Here is an 18,928-nt window from a genome sequence, read left to right as displayed (position 1 = left end):
TCCGATCACGTGAGTTACGCCTCCAGTCACGCGAGACCCGAATTCGGTACGCTCCGGGGTGCTACTGGTTCGCCCGGCCTCCCAGGCCGGTCGAGGTAACAGGGAACCCGGTGCGAATCCGGGACTGCCCCGCAGCGGTATGTGGGAACGAAAGCCGTCACCGTGCGAGACACGGTAAAGCACTGGGACATGGCGCCCCGGGAAGCGACGGCCGGTAGGAACGAGCGAGTCGCCCACGAGTCCGAAGACCTGCCCGTGGTACGCGCGCCGACGGCGTGCGTGAGTCCGGGCCTCGTGGGATGGGCACGACCGAACGGCGGTCATCCCCGCGCGCTCCGGGCTCGCCCGACAAGCTCGCGAGGAGAGAGCTGTGACCGAAATCGGCACGACTGTGCTGGGCTACCCCCGGATCGGACCGGACAGGGAACTCAAGCGTTCACTCGAACGCTACTGGGCGGGCAAGATCGACGAGGCCGAGCTACTGGGCACCGGCCGCGCGCTGCGCACCAGGACCTGGCGGGAACTCAAGGACGCGGGACTGAAATCCGTCCCCTCCAACACCTTCTCCCACTATGACCAGGTGCTCGACACCACCGAGCTGTTCGGAGCGCTGCCGGAGCGCTTCACGACGCTCGGTCTCTCGCCGCTCGACACCTACTTCGCCGCCGCACGCGGGGTGCAGGAAGCGCCGGCGATGGAGATGACGAAGTGGTTCGACACGAACTACCACTACCTCGTCCCCGAACTCGGCCCGGACACGACGTTCTCGCTCACCGGCACCAAACCGCTCGACGAATACCGCGAAGCCCGTGCGGTCGGTGTCGAGACCCGGCCGGTGCTGGTGGGCCCGGTGACGTTCCTGCTGCTCGCGAAGCCGGCCGAGACCGCTCCGGAGGACTTCCGACCGCTGGACCTGCTCGACAACCTCCTCGACGGCTACGTCGAGCTGCTGCGCCGTCTGCACGACGAAGGCGTCGAGTGGGTTCAGTTCGACGAACCCGCCTTCGCCGCGGACCGCACCGAGAGGGAGCTCAACGCGCTCATCCGCACCTACCACCGGCTCGCGAAGGAGACCGCGCGGCCCAAGATCCTGGTCGCCGGGTACTTCGGCGGTCTCGGCCGCGGCTTGGGTGTGCTCGCGCGCTCTCCGATCGACGCCATCGCGGTCGACCTCGTCACCGATGAGTCCTTTGTGGACGCCGTCGCCGCCGAACCCGCCCTGCGGGACAAGGAGGTGCTGGCCGGTGTCGTGGACGGGCGCAACGTCTGGCGCACGGATCCGACCCGCGCGCTCAGCCGAGCGGCGATGCTGCTGGGTATCGCGAAATCGGTCAGCGTGTCGACGTCCTGCTCATTGCTTCACGTGCCCTACGACGTCGAGCGGGAGGACGGACTGCACCCGCGCCTGAAGGGCTGGCTCGCCTTCGCCAGGCAGAAGGTCGACGAGGTCGTCTTGCTCGGGCGCGCGCTGAAGGAAGAGGGCGTCGACCTCTCCGCCGCCCGTGCCGCGGCCACGGATCGCGCGACGGCGGCCGACCTGGCCGACAGCGGGGTCCGCGCCCGGCTGGAGGCACTGCGGCCGGAGGACACCGTCCGCTCCCCCTACGCCCGGCGCGCGGCGGCTCAGCAGGCCGCGCTGAAGCTGCCGCCGTTGCCGAGCACGACGATCGGCTCGTTCCCGCAGACCACCGACGTCCGCAAGGCGCGGGCCGCGCACAAGGCGGGTTCGCTGGACGACGCGGGCTACGAAGCCGCGATGAAGGCGGAGATCGAGCGCGTCGTCCGGCTGCAGGAGGACCTCGGCCTGGACGTGCTGGTGCACGGCGAACCCGAGCGCAACGACATGGTGCAGTACTTCGCCGAGCGGCTGGCCGGGTTCGCGGCCACCGACTTCGGCTGGGTACAGTCCTACGGTTCGCGCTGCGTCCGGCCGCCGATCCTGTACGGCGACGTCTCCCGGCCGGAGCCGATGACCGTCGAGTGGGCCCGCTACGCGCAGGGCCTGACCGGCAAACCCGTCAAAGGCATGCTGACCGGACCGGTGACGATCCTGGCGTGGTCGTTCGTCCGCGACGATCAGCCGCTGGGCGAGACCGCCCGTCAGGTGGCGCTGGCCATCCGCGACGAAGTGCACGAACTGCAGGAGGCGGGCATCCGCGTCATCCAGGTGGATGAGCCGGCGCTGCGGGAGCTGCTCCCGCTGCGCGCGGCGGCGCACGAGGCGTACTTCGCGTGGGCGGTTTCGTCGTTCCGGCTGGCGACTTCCGGAATCGACGACGCGACGCAGATCCACACCCATATGTGCTACTCGGAATTCGGCGACGTGGTCAAGGCGATCGACGCGCTCGACGCCGACGTCACCAGCATCGAGGCCGCGCGGTCGAAGCTGGAGGTCGTCACCGACCTCGGCGCGGCGGGCTTCGGCCGCGGCGTCGGGCCTGGCGTCTACGACATCCATTCGCCGCGCGTCCCCGCGGTCGACGAGGTCAGCGGGCTGCTGCGGACCGCCGTCGGCGCCGTGCCCGCCGAGCGGATCTGGGTCAACCCGGACTGCGGTCTGAAGACCCGTGGGTACGCCGAGGTCGAACCGGCCCTGCGGAACCTGGTCGCGGCCGCCCGCGTGGTCCGCGCCGAACTGGCCTGACCGGTCCGTGAAGGCCTCCTTCCCTACCCTCAAGGTAGTGAAGGAGGCCTTCACGGAACTTCCACCGGGGTATTGTCAGGACGTCAATAAGGGTGCGATGGTGGAACGGTAACCGATCTCAGCGGGGAGATGGTCGCCATGGCGAACGCCGTCGAAAAGGTCACCGGGGCGCTGCGCGAGCGGGTCCCGCCGCTCACCTCGATCCCCCTGCCGCGTTCGGTCGACCAGCGCTGGCTCGGCGCGACCTGGCCGGTCCGCGAGCTCGCGCCCGCCCCGCCGGGCCTCAAACCCGTCCTCGGCGACGAAGGCCCGCCGGTCATCGGGCACGCCCTGGACTTCATGCGCTTCGGCATCGAGTTCGGCCTCAAACGCTACGAGACCTACGGACCGGTGTCGTGGATGGGCGCCTTCGGGCGCCGCATCGTCGCGCTCACCGGCCCGGAGGCCACCCAGATCGCGTTGGTGAACAAGGACAAGGCCTTCTCCCAGGAAGGCTGGAAGTTCTTCATCGAGCAGTTCTTCGACCGCGGTCTGATGCTGCTCGACTTCGGCGAGCACCATCTGCACCGGCGGATCATGCAGGCGGCGTTCACCCGGCAACGGCTCACCGGTTACGTCGACCAGATGGGGCCGGCCCTGCGTAAGGGCGTCGCCGCGTGGGCCGACCGGCCGAACCCGCGGATCTACTGGTCCCTCAAGCAGCTCACGCTCGACGTCGCGACACGCGTGTTCATGGGCATGAGTTCCGGCGACGACGCGGCCGCGATCAACCGCGCGTTCGTGAACTCCGTGCGCGCGGGCACGGCCATCGTGCGGTTCCCCGTTCCCGGCGGCCGCTGGGCGGCGGGTTTGCACGGCCGCAAGGTCCTCGAACGCTACTTTTCGGCGAACCTGCCGGCGAAACGGGCCGGCGACGGCGACGACCTCTTCACCGCGTTGTGCCACGCCACCACCGAAGACGGTGACCGCTTCACCGACTCCGACGTCGTCAATCACATGATCTTCCTGATGATGGCCGCGCACGACACCTCGACGATCACCAGCGCCGCCGCCGTCTACCACCTCGCCAAGAATCCCGAGTGGCAGGAACGCGCGCGCCGGGAATCGCTCGCGCTCGGCGACGACGTGCCGGACATCGAGGCGCTGGAGACCCTGACGACGCTGGATCTGGTGATCAAGGAAGCCCTGCGGCTGGTGGCCCCGGTTCCTTCCCTGACCAGGAAGACCGTGAAGGACACCGAGGTTCTCGGGCATTTCATTCCCGAAGGGACACTCGTCGGGGTTTCCCCCACTGTCAACCACTTCTCGCCGGAGCACTGGACCGACCCCATGCGGTTCGACCCGGACCGCTTCGGCGAGGACCGCCGCGAGGACAAGTCGCATCGCTACGCGTGGATGCCGTTCGGCGGCGGGGCGCACAAGTGCATCGGCCTGCATTTCGGGACGTTCGAGGTGAAGGCGCTGCTGCACGAGATGCTGCGGGCGTATCGGTGGTCGGTACCGGAGAACTACACCGCACGCTGGGACTACGTCTCGCTGCCCGTGCCGGCGGACGGACTGCCGATCCGCCTGACATCCCGCTGAAGCCGGACCAATCGGACAAACACGATCGAGCACTCTTGGTAACTTCCGGTCACCACTCGTGTAGCAGCGATCACCCTTTCAGCCGGTAGACACCCCGGATCGCGCATGATGCCGTGACACTACACCCGGTCGGCCCATACCTAGTGTGGGTCCGTGGGCTCGGACACCCGGTCTGAGCTGGCCATCAACCGAGCATGAAGAGGTGAAGTGTGCCCGAACCTGGTTCCGCGCCAGGGTTGGTGGACGTCGCTCGGAGATGGGCCGAGACGCTCGCTGACACTAAAGGAGTATCGCTTCCCAAGGAGCAACTCGAACAGCTGCTGCTCGGTGTCGCCCAGGACGCCGTCTTGGCCGAGCCCGACCATCAGCCCGCCGTGCTGCGCTTCTCCAAGCTCTATTCCGCCTCTCCCATCGGGATCGCCCTCGCGGACGCCAACGGCACCATCGTGGAGGCGAACGCCGCGCTCGGCCGTCTCCTCGGCTGCCGCCCCTCCGCGCTGCGCGGGCGGGAGATCCCCGATCTCGGCTCCGCCGAACACGACGTCGCCCGCCTGCGGAACGCGCTCGCGCAGCTCATGACGCACGGGCAGCCGACACAGCAGGAACGCCTGCTGCTGGATCACAGCGAGGAAGGCTCGCTCTGGGTCGACGTGACTCTCACCGACCTCCCGGGTGACCGGCCCGATTCGACCTATCCGGTGCTGATGGTCTCCGACGCCAACGAGATCCACCTGCTGCAGGAACGGCTGCTGCACCAGAACGTGCACGACGCGCTGACCGGCCTGCCCAACGCCACCGCGTTCGGCAACGCCCTCGAAACCGCGCTGGCCGGGTCCGGCGGCGAGCAGGTCGCGCTCGTCTATCTCGACGTCGACGGCTTCAAGGTGATCAACGACGGTCTCGGGGCCGGCGTGGGCGATCAGGTGCTGCGCGGGGTCGCGAAGAAGCTCACGTCCGTCTTCACCGGCAGGCACAACGGCTCGGTCGCCCGGCTGTCCGGCGACGGGTTCGCCGTCCTGCTGCGCGGCGACTTCACCCCGCCCGATGTGATCGCGCTGGTCGAGCAGGCCTTGGAGGAGCTGGTCGAGCCGATCTACCTCGGCGGGCACGGTATCGGGGTCAGCGCGAGCGCGGGCATCGTCGTCCGCCCGGTCGCCGACGGCGGACCCGAAGACCTGCTTCGCGCCGCGGAAATCGCCCTGCACCGCGCCAAGGAGGCGGGCAAGGCGCAGTGGATGCTGTTCGATCCGGAACTCGACGCGCGTGACCGGGGCCGCTACCAGCTCGGCGCGGTCATCGCGGGCGCGCTGGAGAACGGTGAGTTCTCGCTGATCTACCAGCCGACGGTGAAGCTCGCGAATCCCGACCAGCTGGCCGCGGTCAACGCCGGGTTGCGCTGGAGCCACCCGGAGAAGGGTGAACTGGACTCGGACGATTTCTATCCGCTCGCGCAGATCACCGGGATGACCATCCCGCTCGGCCGATGGCTGCTGGCCGAATCGCTCGCCGCCACCGCGAGATGGCGGAACAGGTTCGGCGAGGCCGCTCCCGACGTCTGCGTGCGGCTGCCGAACCGGCTGGCCATCGAGCCCGATCTGGTCCTGTTGGTCAAGGAACAGCTCGACCGGCACAACCTGCCCGCCCAGGCGCTGCGGCTGTGCACGGACCGCGAGTCCGTGCTCGACTCGAGCGGCGAGGTGCTGGACTCCTTCGCCGTGCTGGCCGATCTGGGCTCCCAGCTGGTGCTGGCCATCTCCGGTTCGGACGATCTGGAGCTGATCCCGCGCCACGGGCTGCCGGTCCGCCACGTGATCCTGTCCGGCGCGGTCGTCGACGCGCTGGCCGACGGCGAGGACGAGGCCGACGTCCGCCACCTGTGCCAGCTGGTCGCCAGGGCCAAGGAGCTGAACCTGCGCATCGGCGCGGAGGGCGTCCGGAGTCACGAACAGGCCGAACGGCTGCGGCGGTACGGCGTACTCGCGGCGCGTGGTTCGTTCGTGGCGGATTCCGCGACCGGGGACGAGGTCGACGAGCTGATCGAACGGCACGCCCACTGACGTGACAGGATCGGTCCATGGACCAAGGTGACATCGCCCCGGACTTCACTCTGCCCGACGACAAGGGCGAGGAGCGCACGCTGTCGGACTTCCTCTCGTCCGGCCCGGTCGTGCTGTTCTTCTACCCCGCCGCGATGACCAGCGGCTGCACCGCGGAAAGCTGCCATTTCCGCGACCTGGCCGCGGAATTCGCCGAAGTGGGCGCGCACCGCGTCGGCATCAGCCCGGACGCCGTAGCCAAACAGCAGGAGTTCTCCGCCAAGCACGGCTTCGACTACCCCCTGCTGTCCGATGTGGACGGTGTGGTGGCGAAACAGTTCGGCGTATGGCGCAAATTCAGCCCGCTGCATGCCAAACGGCACACCTTCGTCATCGACACCGACCGCAAGGTGCTCGAAGTGATCAAGAGTGAGCTGAAGTTCACCGTGCACGCCGACAAGGCGCTCGCGGCCTTGCGCGAGCGCAAGACTAAGGACGCTTGAGCCGCCAGATCCGGTTGACGCCCGCGCAGGCGGGGGCGAGCGGCGGTTCGGCGGCCTCGTCGCCGGTCATCGTGAAGCCCAGCCGCGCGGGCACGGCACCGCTCGCGAGGTTCTTCTCGTCGTGCCGGATCTCGATCTCCGGCGCGCCGAGCCGGAAAGCCTCGTCGGCCAAGAGCTTCGCGGCCCTGGTCGCGAAGCCGCGACCGGTGTGGTGCCTGCCGAGCCAGTAACCGATCTCGATCCGGCCCGGATGCGTGATCATGCCCGCGCCGCCGACGAGGTCTTCCCCGCTGTGGATCGCGAAGTCGTAGGTCTTGCCGTCGGCCCAGTTCTCCGCGGTCCGCTCCAGGAAGTCGGCGGCTTCACGACGGCCGTAACCGTAGGTGGCCCAGATCATCCAGGCGCCGAGATGTGCGGCAGAGTCGCCCGCGACGGCGGCGAGGGTTTCGAGCTGCTCCGGCTTCCAGCGGCGCAGCGTGACGACGTCGTCGGCGAGGGTTTCGGCGGGCGCTTCCATCAGGCTCCTCGTGAGTGGTAAGGACGGTTAGAACCGTCCTTACCACTCACGAGGCCGACGATCAGGTCAAAATCGCGCTGTCCGGGATCTCCGTGTCGTTCTTCAACGCGTCGAACAGCAGCTTCGACTTCGTCTTGTCCCAGTTCTCCGCCGAACCGCTGGTCACCGGCACTGTCGTGGTGACGACGCCGCCCGAGGAGATCCCGCGCATCGCCAGCGCCAGCCCCACCAGATTGTGCACGTGGTCGCCCGAATCCATCGTCAGCGCGTCCGGCGCCGTCGACAGCAGCGGGAAAAGCGAGAACGGGTTCAGCAATGTGCCGGGGCTGCCGATCTCGCTGACCATCGCGCCGATGAACTTCCGCTGGTTGGCCACGCGGTCGAGGTCCGAACGCGGGGTGGCCTCGCTGTGCCGCATGCGGACGAACCCGAGCGCCTGCGGGCCCTGGAGGTCCTGGCAGCCCGCGGGGATCTTGATCTTGGTGAGGGTGTCCTCCATCGGCTTCTCGACGCACATGTGGACCCCGCCGATCGCGTCGACGATCTTCGCGAAGCCGCCGAAGCCGATCTCGGCGTAGTGGTCGATGCGCAGGCCCGTGGCGCCCTCGACGGTCTGCGCGAGCAGCGTCGGGCCGCCGATCGAGAACGCCGCGTTGATCTTGTTCTTGCCGTGCCCCGGGATGGTCACCTGCGAGTCGCGCGGAAGGCTCAGCAGCGTCGGTTTGGTGCTGTTGTCAGGGACGTGCGCGATCATGATGGTGTCGGTGCGCTTGCCACCGCCTGCGGCCTTGCTGTCCCCGGTGACCAGCTTCTCCTGCTCTTCGGGGGTCAGCCCGTCGCGGCTGTCGGAGCCCACGATCAGCCAGTTGGTGCCTTCGGCAGCGACGGGGCGGCCGGAGTAGTCGGCCAGCGCGTCGACGCGGTTGATGGAGAACTCCAGGTACACCCACACGCCGGCGAGGAACACCACGAACACGGTCAGCAGGGTGAGCAGCACCTTGCCGAAGCCCCAGCGCTTACGTCGCCGCGGCGGCCGCGCACCGTCGTCGGCCGGGCGGCCAGGAGGGGGCTGCGGCGGGCCTGGACGGCGTGGTGGCGGACCGGCGGGCCGTTCCTGGCCGCCGTGCCCCATGGGCCTCGTCCGCTCGTCGTACGGGCTGCTCCCCCGGCCCGGCAGCGGCATCATCTGCGCGGGCTGATGCCGCCGGGGGCGGCCGGACGGCGGCCGTTGCGGCGGCGGCATCCGTCGCCCTCGGTCGTCGCCTCCATACGTCATGCCGAATCACCCGTCCCGGTCTCGCGTGTAGGGCCCAGTCAACCGCAGACCCTAGGTGAAGGACGTCCGGCACCCCGCATCGGTTGGGTGGAGCTCACCGTCCGTTTTCGGCGAATCCGAACTGGTGGACCTTGAGATACCCCGAACGGAACCCCGCTTCGGAGTACGCCAGATAGAACTCCCACGTCCGCTTGAAGACGTCGTCGAAGCCCAGTTCGGTGATTTCGTCCCACCGCTGGCTGAAATTCTCCCGCCACAGCCGCAACGTGCGGGCGTAGTCCTGGCCGAACTCGCGTACTCCCTCCAGTTTCAGCCTGGTGTGCGCCAGCATGCCCTGCTCGACCGACGTCGTGGACGGGATGAGCCCACCGGGGAAGATGTACTTGTGCACCCAGGTGTAGGACCGGGCCGCGGCGAGCATGCGTTCGTGGTCCATGGTGATGGCCTGGAGCCCCAGCCTTCCGCCCGGCTTCAGCCGCTTCCCGATGGTCTCGAAGAACGTCGGCCAGTACGCTTCCCCGACCGCTTCGATCATCTCGACGCTGACCACGGCGTCGTACTGGCCGGTCGAGTCGCGGTAGTCGCACAGCCGGACATCGACGCGGTCGGCGAAGCCCGCCGCCGCGATGCGCTCGGTCGCCAGCTTCGCCTGCTCCTCGGAAATGGTCAGCGAGGTGACCGTGGCCCCGCGCGCGGCGGCCCGGATCGAGAGTTCGCCCCAGCCGGTGCCGATCTCGAGCACGGTGCTGCCTTCGCGGACCCCGGCGTAGTCGAGGACGCTGTCGATCTTGCGGTGCTGGGCGGCGGTGAGGTCGTCGTCCGGGCCGAACAACGCCGACGAGTACATCATCGACGGGTCCAGGAACGCGCCGAACAGGTCGTTGGACAGGTCGTAGTGGCGATGGATGTTCGCCCGCGCGCCCTCGACGGTGTTCTCCTCGCCGGCCGGGTGGCCGCGGTCGACGAAGCGGCGGAACCGTTGCAGCAGCGGCGGGATGAGCGTCGCCATCCGCTCCGCGAACGGGGTCAGCACCTCGGCGAGCGCGTCGCTCGTCCAGTCGCCGACCATGTAGGCCTCACCGAAGCCGATCTTCGCGTCCACGCCGAGGCGGTGGAAGAAGGCGGCGGGGCGGTTGAGCCGCATCTCGGGCGCGTCCGGCCCGCCGGCGCCGAGCTGCGAGCCGTCGGGCATGCGCACGCGGACGTTCAGCGGGCGCACCGCCTGCCGGAACAACTGCTCGGCGATCCGCGCCCGGAACGGGGAATGCGGCGGGGTGGCCAGTCCGGGCCACCGGTTTTCGTCAGGGGTGGGCAGGCCGGACGAACCGGCCGTCCGATCGACGCTCGACGTGGACATGAGTACTCCCTCCCGCCCGGTCTAGACCGGGATCCGCAGCCGTTCCGAACTCGGCCGCCCCCAGGCGCCGCTCAGCGTTTCGTCAGTTCCCCCGGCTTCGATCAGCTCGAGTGTGAAAGCGCGTACGAGACGGTTCCAGACGCGAGACCTTCGTAGCATCGCGTGCCCTTCGCCGCCTATTTCAAACCGCGCGGATCGCGACGTCACCTTTTCGGCGCGTTCCGCGAAAGCGTGTGATGCCACCGGATCGGTCATCCGGTCCTTGGTCCCGTGCGCGATGAGCACGGCACGGCCGCCGACGGCACCGATGGGTTCACCCGGTGGTGTCCACGGTGCCAGCGCGCAGACGCCGATGACGGCCGGATCGTCGGCGACGCGCAGGGCGACCCGCCCGCCCATCGAATGGCCGACGAGGATCACCGGAACCCCCGGATGGTCATCGCGGACGCGTTCCAGTGCCCAGCGCGCGTCGGCGAGCGCGTCGGTGCCGTGGTCGTTCCAGCCGTAGATCCGGTTGCGCAGGAGCCTCACCTCGACCCCGTGCGCCCGGCCCGCCCGATGGACGTCCCTCGCCAGCGGCACCATCCGCTGGTACGCCAGCCGCCACGGCGCGACGCGGGCATGACTGTGCTCCGCGCCGCCGTGCAGGACCAGCACCACGCCTTTCACCCGGCCGCGTACTCGCCAAGTCCGCACCGCGGGATCAGCCTCGCTCACCCTGGACCCTCCAGTCTCCGAAACCCCGGCCGCAGTGATCGGGTCAACCTCGATCATGACCCGATGTATTCCACTTCGGCCATTGGTCCACGCGATACATTCGTCGCTGATCTCCAGACGGAAGGGCGGATGTGGTGAGCACCACCGAACGTTGTGCAGGCGTCACCGAACGGCTCGCTGAGGCCGAACGGGGTAACGCGGAGCAGATCCGGAAGTCGGCCGAGCTGATCCTGGGGGTCATCCGGGCGGACGCCCTGGTGTTCACCGCCGGGGCCGGACATTCACTGGCCGCGGTCGCCGAGACCTTCTACCGGGCGGGTGGGCTCGCCTGTGTGTACCCGGTCTACCACCCCGAACTGCTGCCGTTGCACGGCGCGCAGCACAGCACCAAGACCGAGCGCCGCTCCGGGCTGGCCGAAGAGGTGCTGGCCGAGCGCGCGCCGGGCCCGGACGACGTACTGGTGGTGTTCTCGACCTCGGGGGTCAACCCGTACCCGGTCGAACTGGCCGCCGGTGCCCGGAAGCGCGGGGCAGCGGTCATCGCGGTGAGTTCGGCCGCGTCGGTGGCCAAGGCGCCCAAACGCGCGGCCACGACGCTGCTCGAAGAGGCGACCATCGTGCTCGACTCCCACGTCCGTCCCGGGGACGCGAGCTACCCGCCGGAAGCGCCGCGGACCGCGCCGCTGTCCACGGTGATCAACGCGTTCCTGTGGAACCTCGTGCTCGCCGAGGTCGTCGACCTCGGTGCGGCGCAGGGCGTCGACATCCCGCTGTGGCGCAGTTCCAACGTGGACGGTGGCGACGAGGCCAACGCCGCGCTGCTGGCCAAGTACGGCGCGCGGGTTCCCGCTCTCCGCTAGTTCTTTACCGCGCGGACGAGTTCCTTGACTCGTCCGCGCGGCGCTTCTACGGTCACATACCGACCGGTCGGTGTCCGCAGGAGGTCCGTGCCATGACCGAGATCCACGGCGAGTGCGCGGCGGGCTTCGAACCCGTCCGCGCCGCCTTCGAGGAGAACTTCGCCGAACGCGACGAGATCGGCGCCGCGTTCTCGGTGACGCGGCACGGCGAGACCGTGGTCGATCTCTGGGCCGGCTGGGCCGATCCGGACCGGACGACCCCGTGGCGGGCGGACACGCTCACCAACGTCTGGTCGACCACCAAGGGCATGACCGCGCTCTGCGCTCACCACCTCGCCGACGCCGGACTGCTCGAGCTCGACGCGCCGGTCGCGAAGTACTGGCCGGAGTTCGCGGCGGCGGGCAAGCGGGAGATCCCGGTGCGCTGGCTGCTCTCGCACCGCTCCGGGGTGACCGGGGTCGGTTTCGACCGGCCGGTGACGGTGAAGGAACTGTACGACTGGGACCACATCACCGGACTGCTCGCCGCGCAGGCGCCGCTCTTCGAACCGGGCACCGCCAGCGGCTACCACGCGCTGTCGTTCGGGTTCCTCGTCGGCGAGGTGATCCGCCGGGTGAGCGGGCAGGACGTCCGCGCGTACTTCGCCGGGCACATCGCCGGCCCGCTGGACGCGGACTTCCGGATCGGCCTGGACTCCGACGCCGATCTGGCGCGCTGCTCCACCCTCGTCGAGCCCGTGCTCAGCGCCGAGATGACGACCGCGCTGACCCAGGCGTTCACCAACGCAGGCCCGGTCGCTCTCGCGGCGCTAGCGAACCCGCGCGTACAAGGCCGTGACGCCAACGATCCCGCGTGGCGGCGCGCGATCCTGCCCGCCTTGAACGGTCACGGCACCGCCAGGGCCATCGCGACCATTTACGGCGCGCTCGCCTCCGGGCGCCTGCTCTCGGCCGGAGCGCTCGCGACCGCCCGTGAAGGACAGGGCCGCGAGGCCGACGTCGTCGGCGGGCTGGGCAACGAATGGGCGCTGGGGTTCTACCTCGGCAGCGAGGAACGCGGCTTCGGGCCGAACCCGCGCGCGTTCGGGCACGACGGGTTCGGCGGCTCGTCCGGTGGCGCGGATCCCGAAAGCGGGGTCGCCTTCGGCTACACGATGAACCGGATGGGCCCGCTGATGCGGGACGATCCGCGGAAGATGGCGCTGGTGAACGCGACCTTCCGCGCCCTGCGGTCGTGAGTGGCGATTCGGGTTCTAACCCGAATCGCCACTCACGACCCACCCGAGGGTCACGCGGCCGCGGACTCCTCCGAGAACTGCGTCAGGTACAGCGCCGCGTAGCGCCCTTCCCGCGCGAGAAGGTCGTCGTGCGTTCCCCGCTCGACGATCTCCCCGTGCTCGATCACCAGGATCTGGTCGGCCGCCCGGACCGTCGACAACCGGTGCGCGATGACCAGCGCGGTCCGCCCGTCGAGCGCGTCGGTCAGCGCCTCGCCCACGGCCGCCTCGGACTGCGAGTCCAGATGCGCGGTCGCCTCGTCGAGGACGACGACCTTCGGCTGCGCGAGCAGCAGCCGGGCGATGGTCAGCCGCTGCCGCTCCCCGCCGGAGAGCCGGTAACCCCGCTCCCCCACCACGGTCTCCAGCCCGTCCGGCAGTTCCCGGATCAGCTCGGCCAGCCGCGCCTTCTCCAGCGCCGCCCAGATCTCGGCGTCGGCGACCCCGGGCCGCGCGTACTCGAGGTTCGCGCGGATCGTGTCGTGGAAGAGGTGCCCGTCCTGGGTCACCACGCCGACGGTCTCCCGCAGCGAGGCGAAACCCAGATCTCGAACGTCCACATCGGACAGTTTGACCGATCCGGCGTCGACGTCGTAGAGACGCGGCAGCAGTGAGGCGATCGTCGACTTGCCCGCGCCCGACGAACCGACCAACGCCACCATCTGCCCGGGTTCGGCGCGGAAGCTGATGCCGTGCAGTACCTCCTCACCGCCCCGGTGATCCAAAGTGGACACATCCTCCAGCGACGCCAGCGAGTACCGGTCCGCCGCGGGGTAGCCGAACCGGACGTCCGCGAACTCCACCGAGACCGGGCCTTCGGGAACGCGGCGCGGTTCCGGCTTCTCTTCGATCATCGGCTTGAGGTCGAGCACCTCGAAGACGCGCTCGAACGAAACCAGCGCGGTCATCACGTCCACCCGGACGTTCGCCAGCGCGGTCAGCGGCGAGTACAGCCTGGTCAGCAGCAACGCCAGCGCCACGACGGTGCCCGGCGCGAGCGCCCCGGTCAGCGCGAGGTAGCCGCCCAAACCGTAGACCAGCGCCTGCGCGAGCGCGGAAACCGTGGTCAGGCTGGTGAGGAACCAGCGTGTCAGCATCGCCGTGCGCACGCCGATGTCGCGCACCCGCCCGGCCCGCGCGCCGAACTCGCCCGCCTCGCGCTCCGGGTCGCCGAACAGCTTCACCAGCGTCGCGCCCGGCGCGGAGAACCGTTCGGTCATCTGCGTGGTCATCGACGCGTTGAGCTGACCGGCTTCCCGCTGCAGGGCGGCCATCCGCCGCCCGAGCCGCCGCGTCGGCAGGACGAACACCGGCAGCAGCACCAGCGCCAGCAGGGTGACCTGCCAGGACAGCGTCACCATGACCACGAGCGACAGCGCGAGCTGGATCACGTTGGTGACCAAACCGGACAGTGTCGCGGTGAACGTGCGCTGCGCGCCGATGACGTCATTGTTGAGCCTGCTCACCAGTGCGCCGGTGCGGGTGCGGGTGAAGAACGCGACCGGCATCCGCTGCACGTGGCGGTACACCGCGAGCCGCAGGTCGAGGATGATCCCCTCCCCGATCCTCGACGACTGCGCCCGCTCGGCCAGCCCGAGTCCGGCGTCGATCAGCGCCAGCGCCGCGATCACCACGGCGAGCCACACCACCAGCGCGACGTCGTGCCCGCCGACGATCGCGTCGACCACCTTCCCGGCCAGCACCGGCGTGCTCACCGCCAGTACCGCCGAGACGACGGTGAGCACCAGGAATATCAGCAACCTTCGCCAATGCGGCCTGGCGAACCGTGCGACGCGGCGGAGCGTGCCCTTGTGCAGCCCCTTCGGAACGTCGGCGGACTTCATCGCCGAGTTCATCAGCGTCCACGTGTTGTCCATGAGAACCCTCTCTTCGCCCCCAAAACCTCGATATTAGTCGAGAGTTTTCCCGGATATAAGCATGACCAACACCGGAGCACACCGGATGCTTCCCGGTTTCCGCGTCCTCTTTCCGGCGAAGGTGGCCGCGTCGGTAGCCTGAGCCGGTGACCAAGGACCCAGACCGGCGACGACTGACCATCGACCTGGTCTTCTACACGGGCTGCCTGATCTTCGCCGTCGCGAACACGGCCGTCGCGGAGTTCTACGGCTATCGCGTGTGGGCGAACTTCGCTGTAGCGGGTTACGGCCTCGCCGTTGTCCACTCCGGCTGGCTGCTGGCCGCCGCCCGGCGCGGCAAGCCGCTGCCCGGCGCGCTCGGTTCGCGGTGGATCGGCATCGGGGCGATCGGCCTGTTCGCCATGATCCTTCCCTTGGGAATGCTCGTCATTCGCCGTCTGACCGGAGTGGACTGGCTCGTCACACCGAGCTCCTGGGCCGCGCAGCCCGAGGTCTGGGTGATCGAACGGTCGGCGAAACTCCTTCTGGAGAACGGCACCCCGTACGTCGACGTCACCACGCTCGGTCGCGCGGTGGAAGTAAACGATTACACGCCATACGGTCCGGTGATGACCGTCTTCGGTCTGCCGCGTGCCCTGTTCGGCGACGGACCGGTCGCGAACGCCCTCACCGACGCGCGCTGGATGTTCGCGCTGGCGGCCGTCGCGTGTGTGCTGCTGACGCTGCGGCTGCTGAAGTGGCCGAAAATCCCGGTCAGCGCCGCGCAACTCGCGCTCGCCTGCCCGCTGACAGCACTGACCTGGGCGGTCGCCGGCCCGGATCTGGCCATCGTCGGCCTGCTGGTGCTGTCCTTCGCGCTGGCCTCGACCGGCCGCGCGGTCCTGTCGGGCCTGGTGCTGGCATTGGTGGTCAGCGCGAAACTCATCGTCGCGCCCGCGATCGTGGTGCTGGGTGTCTTGTTGATCACGCGGCGTGGCCCTCGCGCACTGGGCGGATTCGCCGCGGCACTCGTGGTGACGACCCTCGTCCTGCACGTCCCCGTCTATCTGGCCGACCCCAAGGCGTTCGTCGAGCACGTCTTCCGCTTCCCGCTGGGAATCGGCGTGATCAAGTCACCGGCGGCGAGCCCGTTGCCCGGCCACCTCATCGCCTCACTCGGCCCGGTGGGCACGGCGGTTTCCTTCGCGCTGCTCGGGATCGCTGCCGTCGCGATCCTGGTCTGGCTGCTGCGCCGCCCGCCCGCGACCGGCTCGGACGCGTTGCTGCGCATGGCCGTCGGGCTCGTCGCGCTGATCATGCTCACTCCGGCGACGAGGTACGGCTACCTGGTGTATCCGCTGGTCCTGCTCGGTGCCAGGTTGGCCTTCCTGGCCGCGGAAACCCGTGAAACAGCGGTCCCTGGAAAGGGAACTGCGCCCCCCGCGCAGCAGTCCGCTACTTCCTCGTGACTACTTCTTCTTGACCCTGGTGGCACCGCCACGGCCGCGCAACTGGACGCCGGACTCCGAGAGGACCCGGTGCACGAACCCGTACGAGCGACCCGTGGACTCCGCGAGAGCGCGGATGCTCGAGCCCTTCTCGTATTTCTTCTTCAGGTCAGCGGCCAGCTTGTCACGCGTGTTGCCGGTGATCCGCGCGCCTTTCTTGAGATCAGCCACGTCGATCGCCTTCCAGCCGAGAGTGTTCTGGGCCACATAACGGCCCCTGTCGCCGCAATGATCGAACACTGAGCGCCGGAATGCCAGACGACGAGCGCAAAACTGCTGAAACCGCGATCACATTGGGCCATTTCAGTGGCCGGATGGCATCGATCAAGCACCCGAACGGACGCAGGCCTCACGCAAGCTGGACAAGTTCCAGATAATCCGCCGACCAATGGTCCTCGGTTCCGTCCGGCAGGAGGATCACGCGTTCCGGCTCCAGCGCCTCGACCGCGCCCGGGTCGTGTGTCACCAGGACGACGGCTCCGGCGAAGCTGCGCAAGGCGTCCAGGACCTGGGCACGGCTGGCCGGGTCCAGGTTGTTCGTCGGCTCGTCGAGCAGCAAAACGTTGGCAGCGCTGGATACCAGTCCGGCGAGCGCGAGCCGCGTCTTCTCGCCGCCGGAGAGCGTGCCGGCGGGCTGATCGAGCTGCTCGCCGGTGAACAGGAACGAACCGAGAAGGTTCCGCAACTCCTGCGCTCCGGTGTCCGGCGCGAGGTGACGGATATTTTCCCACACGGACGCGTCGTGGTCGAGAGTTTCGTGTTCCTGTGCGTAATAGCCCAGACGCAATCCGTGACCTGGAATGGTCTCGCCGGTATCCGGAGTTTCCATTCCGCCGAGCAGCCGGAGCAATGTCGTCTTTCCGGCACCGTTCAATCCGAGCACGACGACCTTCGACCCGCGGTCGATGGCGAGGTCGACTCCGGTGAAGATCTCGAGCGAACCGTAGGACTTCGAGAGTCCCTCCGCGGTGAGCGGCGTCCGGCCACAGGGGGCGGGCTCGGGGAACTTGATCCGGGCGACCTTGTCGGCCTGCCGGGTCTCGTCGAGCGCGGAGAGCATCTGCTCGGCACGGCGGGCCATGTTCTTGGCCGCCACGGCCTTCGTAGCCTTGGCCCCCAGTTTGGCGGCCTGCTGCTGCAGCGCGGACGCCTTCTTCTCGGCGTTCGCGCGCTCGCGGCGGCGGCGCTTCTCGTCGGTGGCCCGCGCGTCGAGGTACCGCTGCCAGCCCATGTTGTAGAGGTCGAGCTCACCGCGGGTCGCGTCGAGGAACCACACCTTGTTGACGACGTCCGCGAGCAGTTCGACGTCGTGGCTGATGACCACGAGACCGCCGTCGTGCTGCTTCAGGAAGCCGCGGAGCCAGTTGATGGAGTCTGCGTCGAGGTGGTTGGTGGGCTCGTCGAGCAGCAGGATCGTCTCGGATTTGCCGCCCGCGCCCGCCTCGGCGGCGGCGAACAGGATCCGGGCCAGCTCCACACGGCGGCGCTGACCACCCGAGAGCGTCTGCAGTGTCTGTTCGAGCACCCTGTCGGCCAGGCCGAGGTTGGAACAGATCCGTGCGGCCTCGCTCTCGGCGGCGTATCCGCCGAGGGACGCGAAGCGCTCCTCGAGACGGCTGTAGCGGTTGACCGCCTTGTCGCGTTCCTTCTCGTCCGCCAGCTCCGACATCGCGGTCTGCGCTTTTTCCATGTTGCGCAGCAAGGTGTCGAGGCCGCGCGCGGAGAGCACGCGGTCTTTCGCGGTGACGGACAGGTCGCCCTCGCGCGGGTCCTGCGGAAGATAGCCGAGCTCGCCGCTGCGGCGGACCTCGCCCGCGTACGGCTCACCCTCCCCCGCCAGCACCTTGAGCGAGGTGGTCTTGCCGGCGCCGTTGCGGCCGACCAGGCCGATGCGGTCGCCCTGCTGGATGCGGACGTTGGTGTCGTCGAGCAGAATGCGCGAACCTGCGCGCAGCTGCAGGCCAGTGGCCGTGATCACGGGAACTCCCGGTACAAGGGGTGGATGAGCGGACAGCTTCGACTCGTCTGCCGTCGGGCAGACGAGGAGCTACTCCAAGAGGATGTCCACACGATCAGTGTACGGGCCGGTGTCGAACGGTTTTATCCGACCGTGCCCGACGTCACGGCCCGGACAGGGTGATTTCGACCGCGACAGCCCGCTCCGCCGCGTCTTCGAGCACCGTGCGGCGCGGTTCGGCGATGTCGAGGACGCGGGCCTCGGCACGCTGGAACAACGGCGCCAGACGCTTGTCCTCGCGCAGGGATTCCAGGGCGCGGCGATCCCCGCCGAGTACGACGGCGTCCACTTCGGACAGTTGCGGGACGAGCACCTCGAAAGCGTCGTCCGCGGCGGAACGGAGCGCTGAACGCGCCTGCCCTTCCCGCCGCCGCGCGAACCGCTGCTGAGACCAGCCGCCCGCCGCGGACCGGCCCTGGACGAGATGGCGGTCAGTCCTGGACTGCACGACCACTCCCCCGCGCGCGATCCCGACGCTGTGCCCGCCACGGCGCACCAGCAAGAGCGCGATCCTCCGTGAGGTCAGCGCGTGTTCGATGAGCGGGCCGACGGCGAGACCTGGCACGGTTCCTTCGGCGTTCAGCGGTCCGAAAGGGACGGTCGCGACGGCGACTACGCCGTTGTCCGCGACGACCGTGACGGTGTCCGGCTTCAGTTCTGTCGAGCGGACGCCTTCGTTGCGGACGGCGAAGCGGGCGTACCAGCCTTCAAGGCGATCCGGCGCGACCTCGACCGCCCGTCCCCCGCCCGCTACCTGCCGCTCCCTCGCCATGGGT

At 69.0% G+C, this 18,928-nt stretch carries 15 protein-coding genes and 1 riboswitch; of the genes, 7 read left to right on the top strand and 8 right to left on the bottom strand.

All coding sequences use genetic code 11. The annotated features are described in order from the left end of the window. Positions 1 to 48: 48 nt before the first annotated feature. Positions 49 to 271: riboswitch (cobalamin riboswitch) on the top strand. A gap of 99 nt (positions 272 to 370) precedes the next feature. The 4 genes from metE to AC0685_RS23995 all read left to right on the top strand — a co-directional run bounded on the left by metE (position 371) and on the right by AC0685_RS23995 (position 6,767). Then, positions 371 to 2,644 (top strand): 5-methyltetrahydropteroyltriglutamate--homocysteine S-methyltransferase, encoded by a 2,274-nt coding sequence (metE, locus tag AC0685_RS24010; protein ID WP_478227575.1) that lies wholly within the window; start codon positions 371 to 373, stop codon positions 2,642 to 2,644. Positions 2,645 to 2,782: 138 nt separating this feature from the next. Continuing rightward, positions 2,783 to 4,228, top strand: coding sequence for a cytochrome P450 (locus AC0685_RS24005; protein ID WP_478227574.1), 1,446 nt, complete (start codon positions 2,783 to 2,785; stop codon positions 4,226 to 4,228). A gap of 209 nt (positions 4,229 to 4,437) precedes the next feature. Then, positions 4,438 to 6,285, top strand: coding sequence for a putative bifunctional diguanylate cyclase/phosphodiesterase (locus AC0685_RS24000; RefSeq protein ID WP_478227573.1), 1,848 nt, complete (start codon positions 4,438 to 4,440; stop codon positions 6,283 to 6,285). 17 nt (positions 6,286 to 6,302) lie between these two features. Beyond that, positions 6,303 to 6,767, top strand: coding sequence for a peroxiredoxin (locus tag AC0685_RS23995; RefSeq protein ID WP_034311845.1), 465 nt, complete (start codon positions 6,303 to 6,305; stop codon positions 6,765 to 6,767). Here the strand turns inward: AC0685_RS23995 and AC0685_RS23990 are convergent. The 4 genes from AC0685_RS23990 to AC0685_RS23975 all read right to left on the bottom strand — a co-directional run bounded on the left by AC0685_RS23990 (position 6,754) and on the right by AC0685_RS23975 (position 10,634). Then, a complete protein-coding gene (locus AC0685_RS23990) occupies positions 6,754 to 7,284 on the bottom strand; it encodes a GNAT family N-acetyltransferase (RefSeq protein ID WP_478227572.1) in 531 nt (176 codons plus the stop codon). The two genes, AC0685_RS23995 and AC0685_RS23990, sit on opposite strands and share 14 nt — an antisense overlap. A 61-nt stretch (positions 7,285 to 7,345) precedes the next feature. Continuing rightward, positions 7,346 to 8,560: an LCP family protein gene (locus AC0685_RS23985; protein WP_478227571.1), complete on the bottom strand. Its 1,215-nt coding sequence runs from the start codon at positions 8,558 to 8,560 to the stop codon at positions 7,346 to 7,348. 94 nt (positions 8,561 to 8,654) lie between these two features. After that, the gene (locus tag AC0685_RS23980) at positions 8,655 to 9,917 is read right to left on the bottom strand and encodes a class I SAM-dependent methyltransferase (protein ID WP_478227570.1); all 1,263 of its coding nucleotides are present in this window, start codon (positions 9,915 to 9,917) and stop codon (positions 8,655 to 8,657) included. A gap of 21 nt (positions 9,918 to 9,938) precedes the next feature. Then, complete coding sequence (locus AC0685_RS23975) at positions 9,939 to 10,634, bottom strand: alpha/beta hydrolase (protein WP_340683070.1); 696 nt, start codon at positions 10,632 to 10,634, stop codon at positions 9,939 to 9,941. A gap of 131 nt (positions 10,635 to 10,765) precedes the next feature. Between AC0685_RS23975 and AC0685_RS23970 the strand changes: the two genes are divergently transcribed. Both AC0685_RS23970 and AC0685_RS23965 read left to right on the top strand, forming a co-directional pair. Further along, positions 10,766 to 11,494 (top strand): sugar isomerase domain-containing protein, encoded by a 729-nt coding sequence (locus AC0685_RS23970; RefSeq protein ID WP_478227569.1) that lies wholly within the window; start codon positions 10,766 to 10,768, stop codon positions 11,492 to 11,494. A gap of 92 nt (positions 11,495 to 11,586) precedes the next feature. Further along, positions 11,587 to 12,732, top strand: a complete 1,146-nt coding sequence (locus AC0685_RS23965) for a serine hydrolase domain-containing protein (protein WP_478227568.1) — start codon at positions 11,587 to 11,589, stop codon at positions 12,730 to 12,732. Between the two features lie 50 nt (positions 12,733 to 12,782). Here the strand turns inward: AC0685_RS23965 and AC0685_RS23960 are convergent, their stop codons facing one another. Then, positions 12,783 to 14,648 carry an ABC transporter ATP-binding protein gene (locus tag AC0685_RS23960; RefSeq protein WP_478227567.1) on the bottom strand — a complete coding sequence of 622 codons (1,866 nt, stop codon included), beginning with the start codon at positions 14,646 to 14,648 and terminating at the stop codon, positions 12,783 to 12,785. Positions 14,649 to 14,794: 146 nt separating this feature from the next. Between AC0685_RS23960 and AC0685_RS23955 the strand changes: the two genes are divergently transcribed. After that, the gene (locus tag AC0685_RS23955) at positions 14,795 to 16,096 is read left to right on the top strand and encodes a glycosyltransferase family 87 protein (RefSeq protein WP_478227566.1); all 1,302 of its coding nucleotides are present in this window, start codon (positions 14,795 to 14,797) and stop codon (positions 16,094 to 16,096) included. Here AC0685_RS23955 and AC0685_RS23950 read toward each other — a convergent pair whose 3' ends face one another. The 3 genes from AC0685_RS23950 to AC0685_RS23940 all read right to left on the bottom strand — a co-directional run bounded on the left by AC0685_RS23950 (position 16,097) and on the right by AC0685_RS23940 (position 18,924). After that, positions 16,097 to 16,306 carry a helix-turn-helix domain-containing protein gene (locus AC0685_RS23950; RefSeq protein WP_003071237.1) on the bottom strand — a complete coding sequence of 70 codons (210 nt, stop codon included), beginning with the start codon at positions 16,304 to 16,306 and terminating at the stop codon, positions 16,097 to 16,099. It abuts the gene before it with no gap. A 178-nt stretch (positions 16,307 to 16,484) separates the two neighbouring features. Continuing rightward, positions 16,485 to 18,113, bottom strand: coding sequence for an ABC-F family ATP-binding cassette domain-containing protein (locus AC0685_RS23945; RefSeq protein WP_126731835.1), 1,629 nt, complete (start codon positions 18,111 to 18,113; stop codon positions 16,485 to 16,487). Between the two features lie 142 nt (positions 18,114 to 18,255). Next, positions 18,256 to 18,924: an acVLRF1 family peptidyl-tRNA hydrolase gene (locus AC0685_RS23940; protein ID WP_478227565.1), complete on the bottom strand. Its 669-nt coding sequence runs from the start codon at positions 18,922 to 18,924 to the stop codon at positions 18,256 to 18,258. Positions 18,925 to 18,928: the final 4 nt, after the last annotated feature.

The sequence above is a fragment of the Amycolatopsis sp. NPDC043889 genome, assembly GCF_056435645.1.
Note: the sequence above shows the minus strand (reverse complement) of the source record. Positions and strands in the feature narration are given on the sequence as shown.

Coding starts and splice junctions, on each gene's coding strand:
- AC0685_RS24005 (WP_478227574.1), top strand. CDS start 2,783: ATGGCGAACGCCGTCGAAAAGGTCACCGGGGCGCTGCGCGAGCGGGTC.
- AC0685_RS23995 (WP_034311845.1), top strand. CDS start 6,303: ATGGACCAAGGTGACATCGCCCCGGACTTCACTCTGCCCGACGACAAG.
- AC0685_RS23990 (WP_478227572.1), bottom strand. CDS start 7,284: ATGGAAGCGCCCGCCGAAACCCTCGCCGACGACGTCGTCACGCTGCGC.
- AC0685_RS23985 (WP_478227571.1), bottom strand. CDS start 8,560: ATGACGTATGGAGGCGACGACCGAGGGCGACGGATGCCGCCGCCGCAA.
- AC0685_RS23980 (WP_478227570.1), bottom strand. CDS start 9,917: ATGTCCACGTCGAGCGTCGATCGGACGGCCGGTTCGTCCGGCCTGCCC.
- AC0685_RS23965 (WP_478227568.1), top strand. CDS start 11,587: ATGACCGAGATCCACGGCGAGTGCGCGGCGGGCTTCGAACCCGTCCGC.
- AC0685_RS23960 (WP_478227567.1), bottom strand. CDS start 14,648: ATGGACAACACGTGGACGCTGATGAACTCGGCGATGAAGTCCGCCGAC.
- AC0685_RS23940 (WP_478227565.1), bottom strand. CDS start 18,924: ATGGCGAGGGAGCGGCAGGTAGCGGGCGGGGGACGGGCGGTCGAGGTC.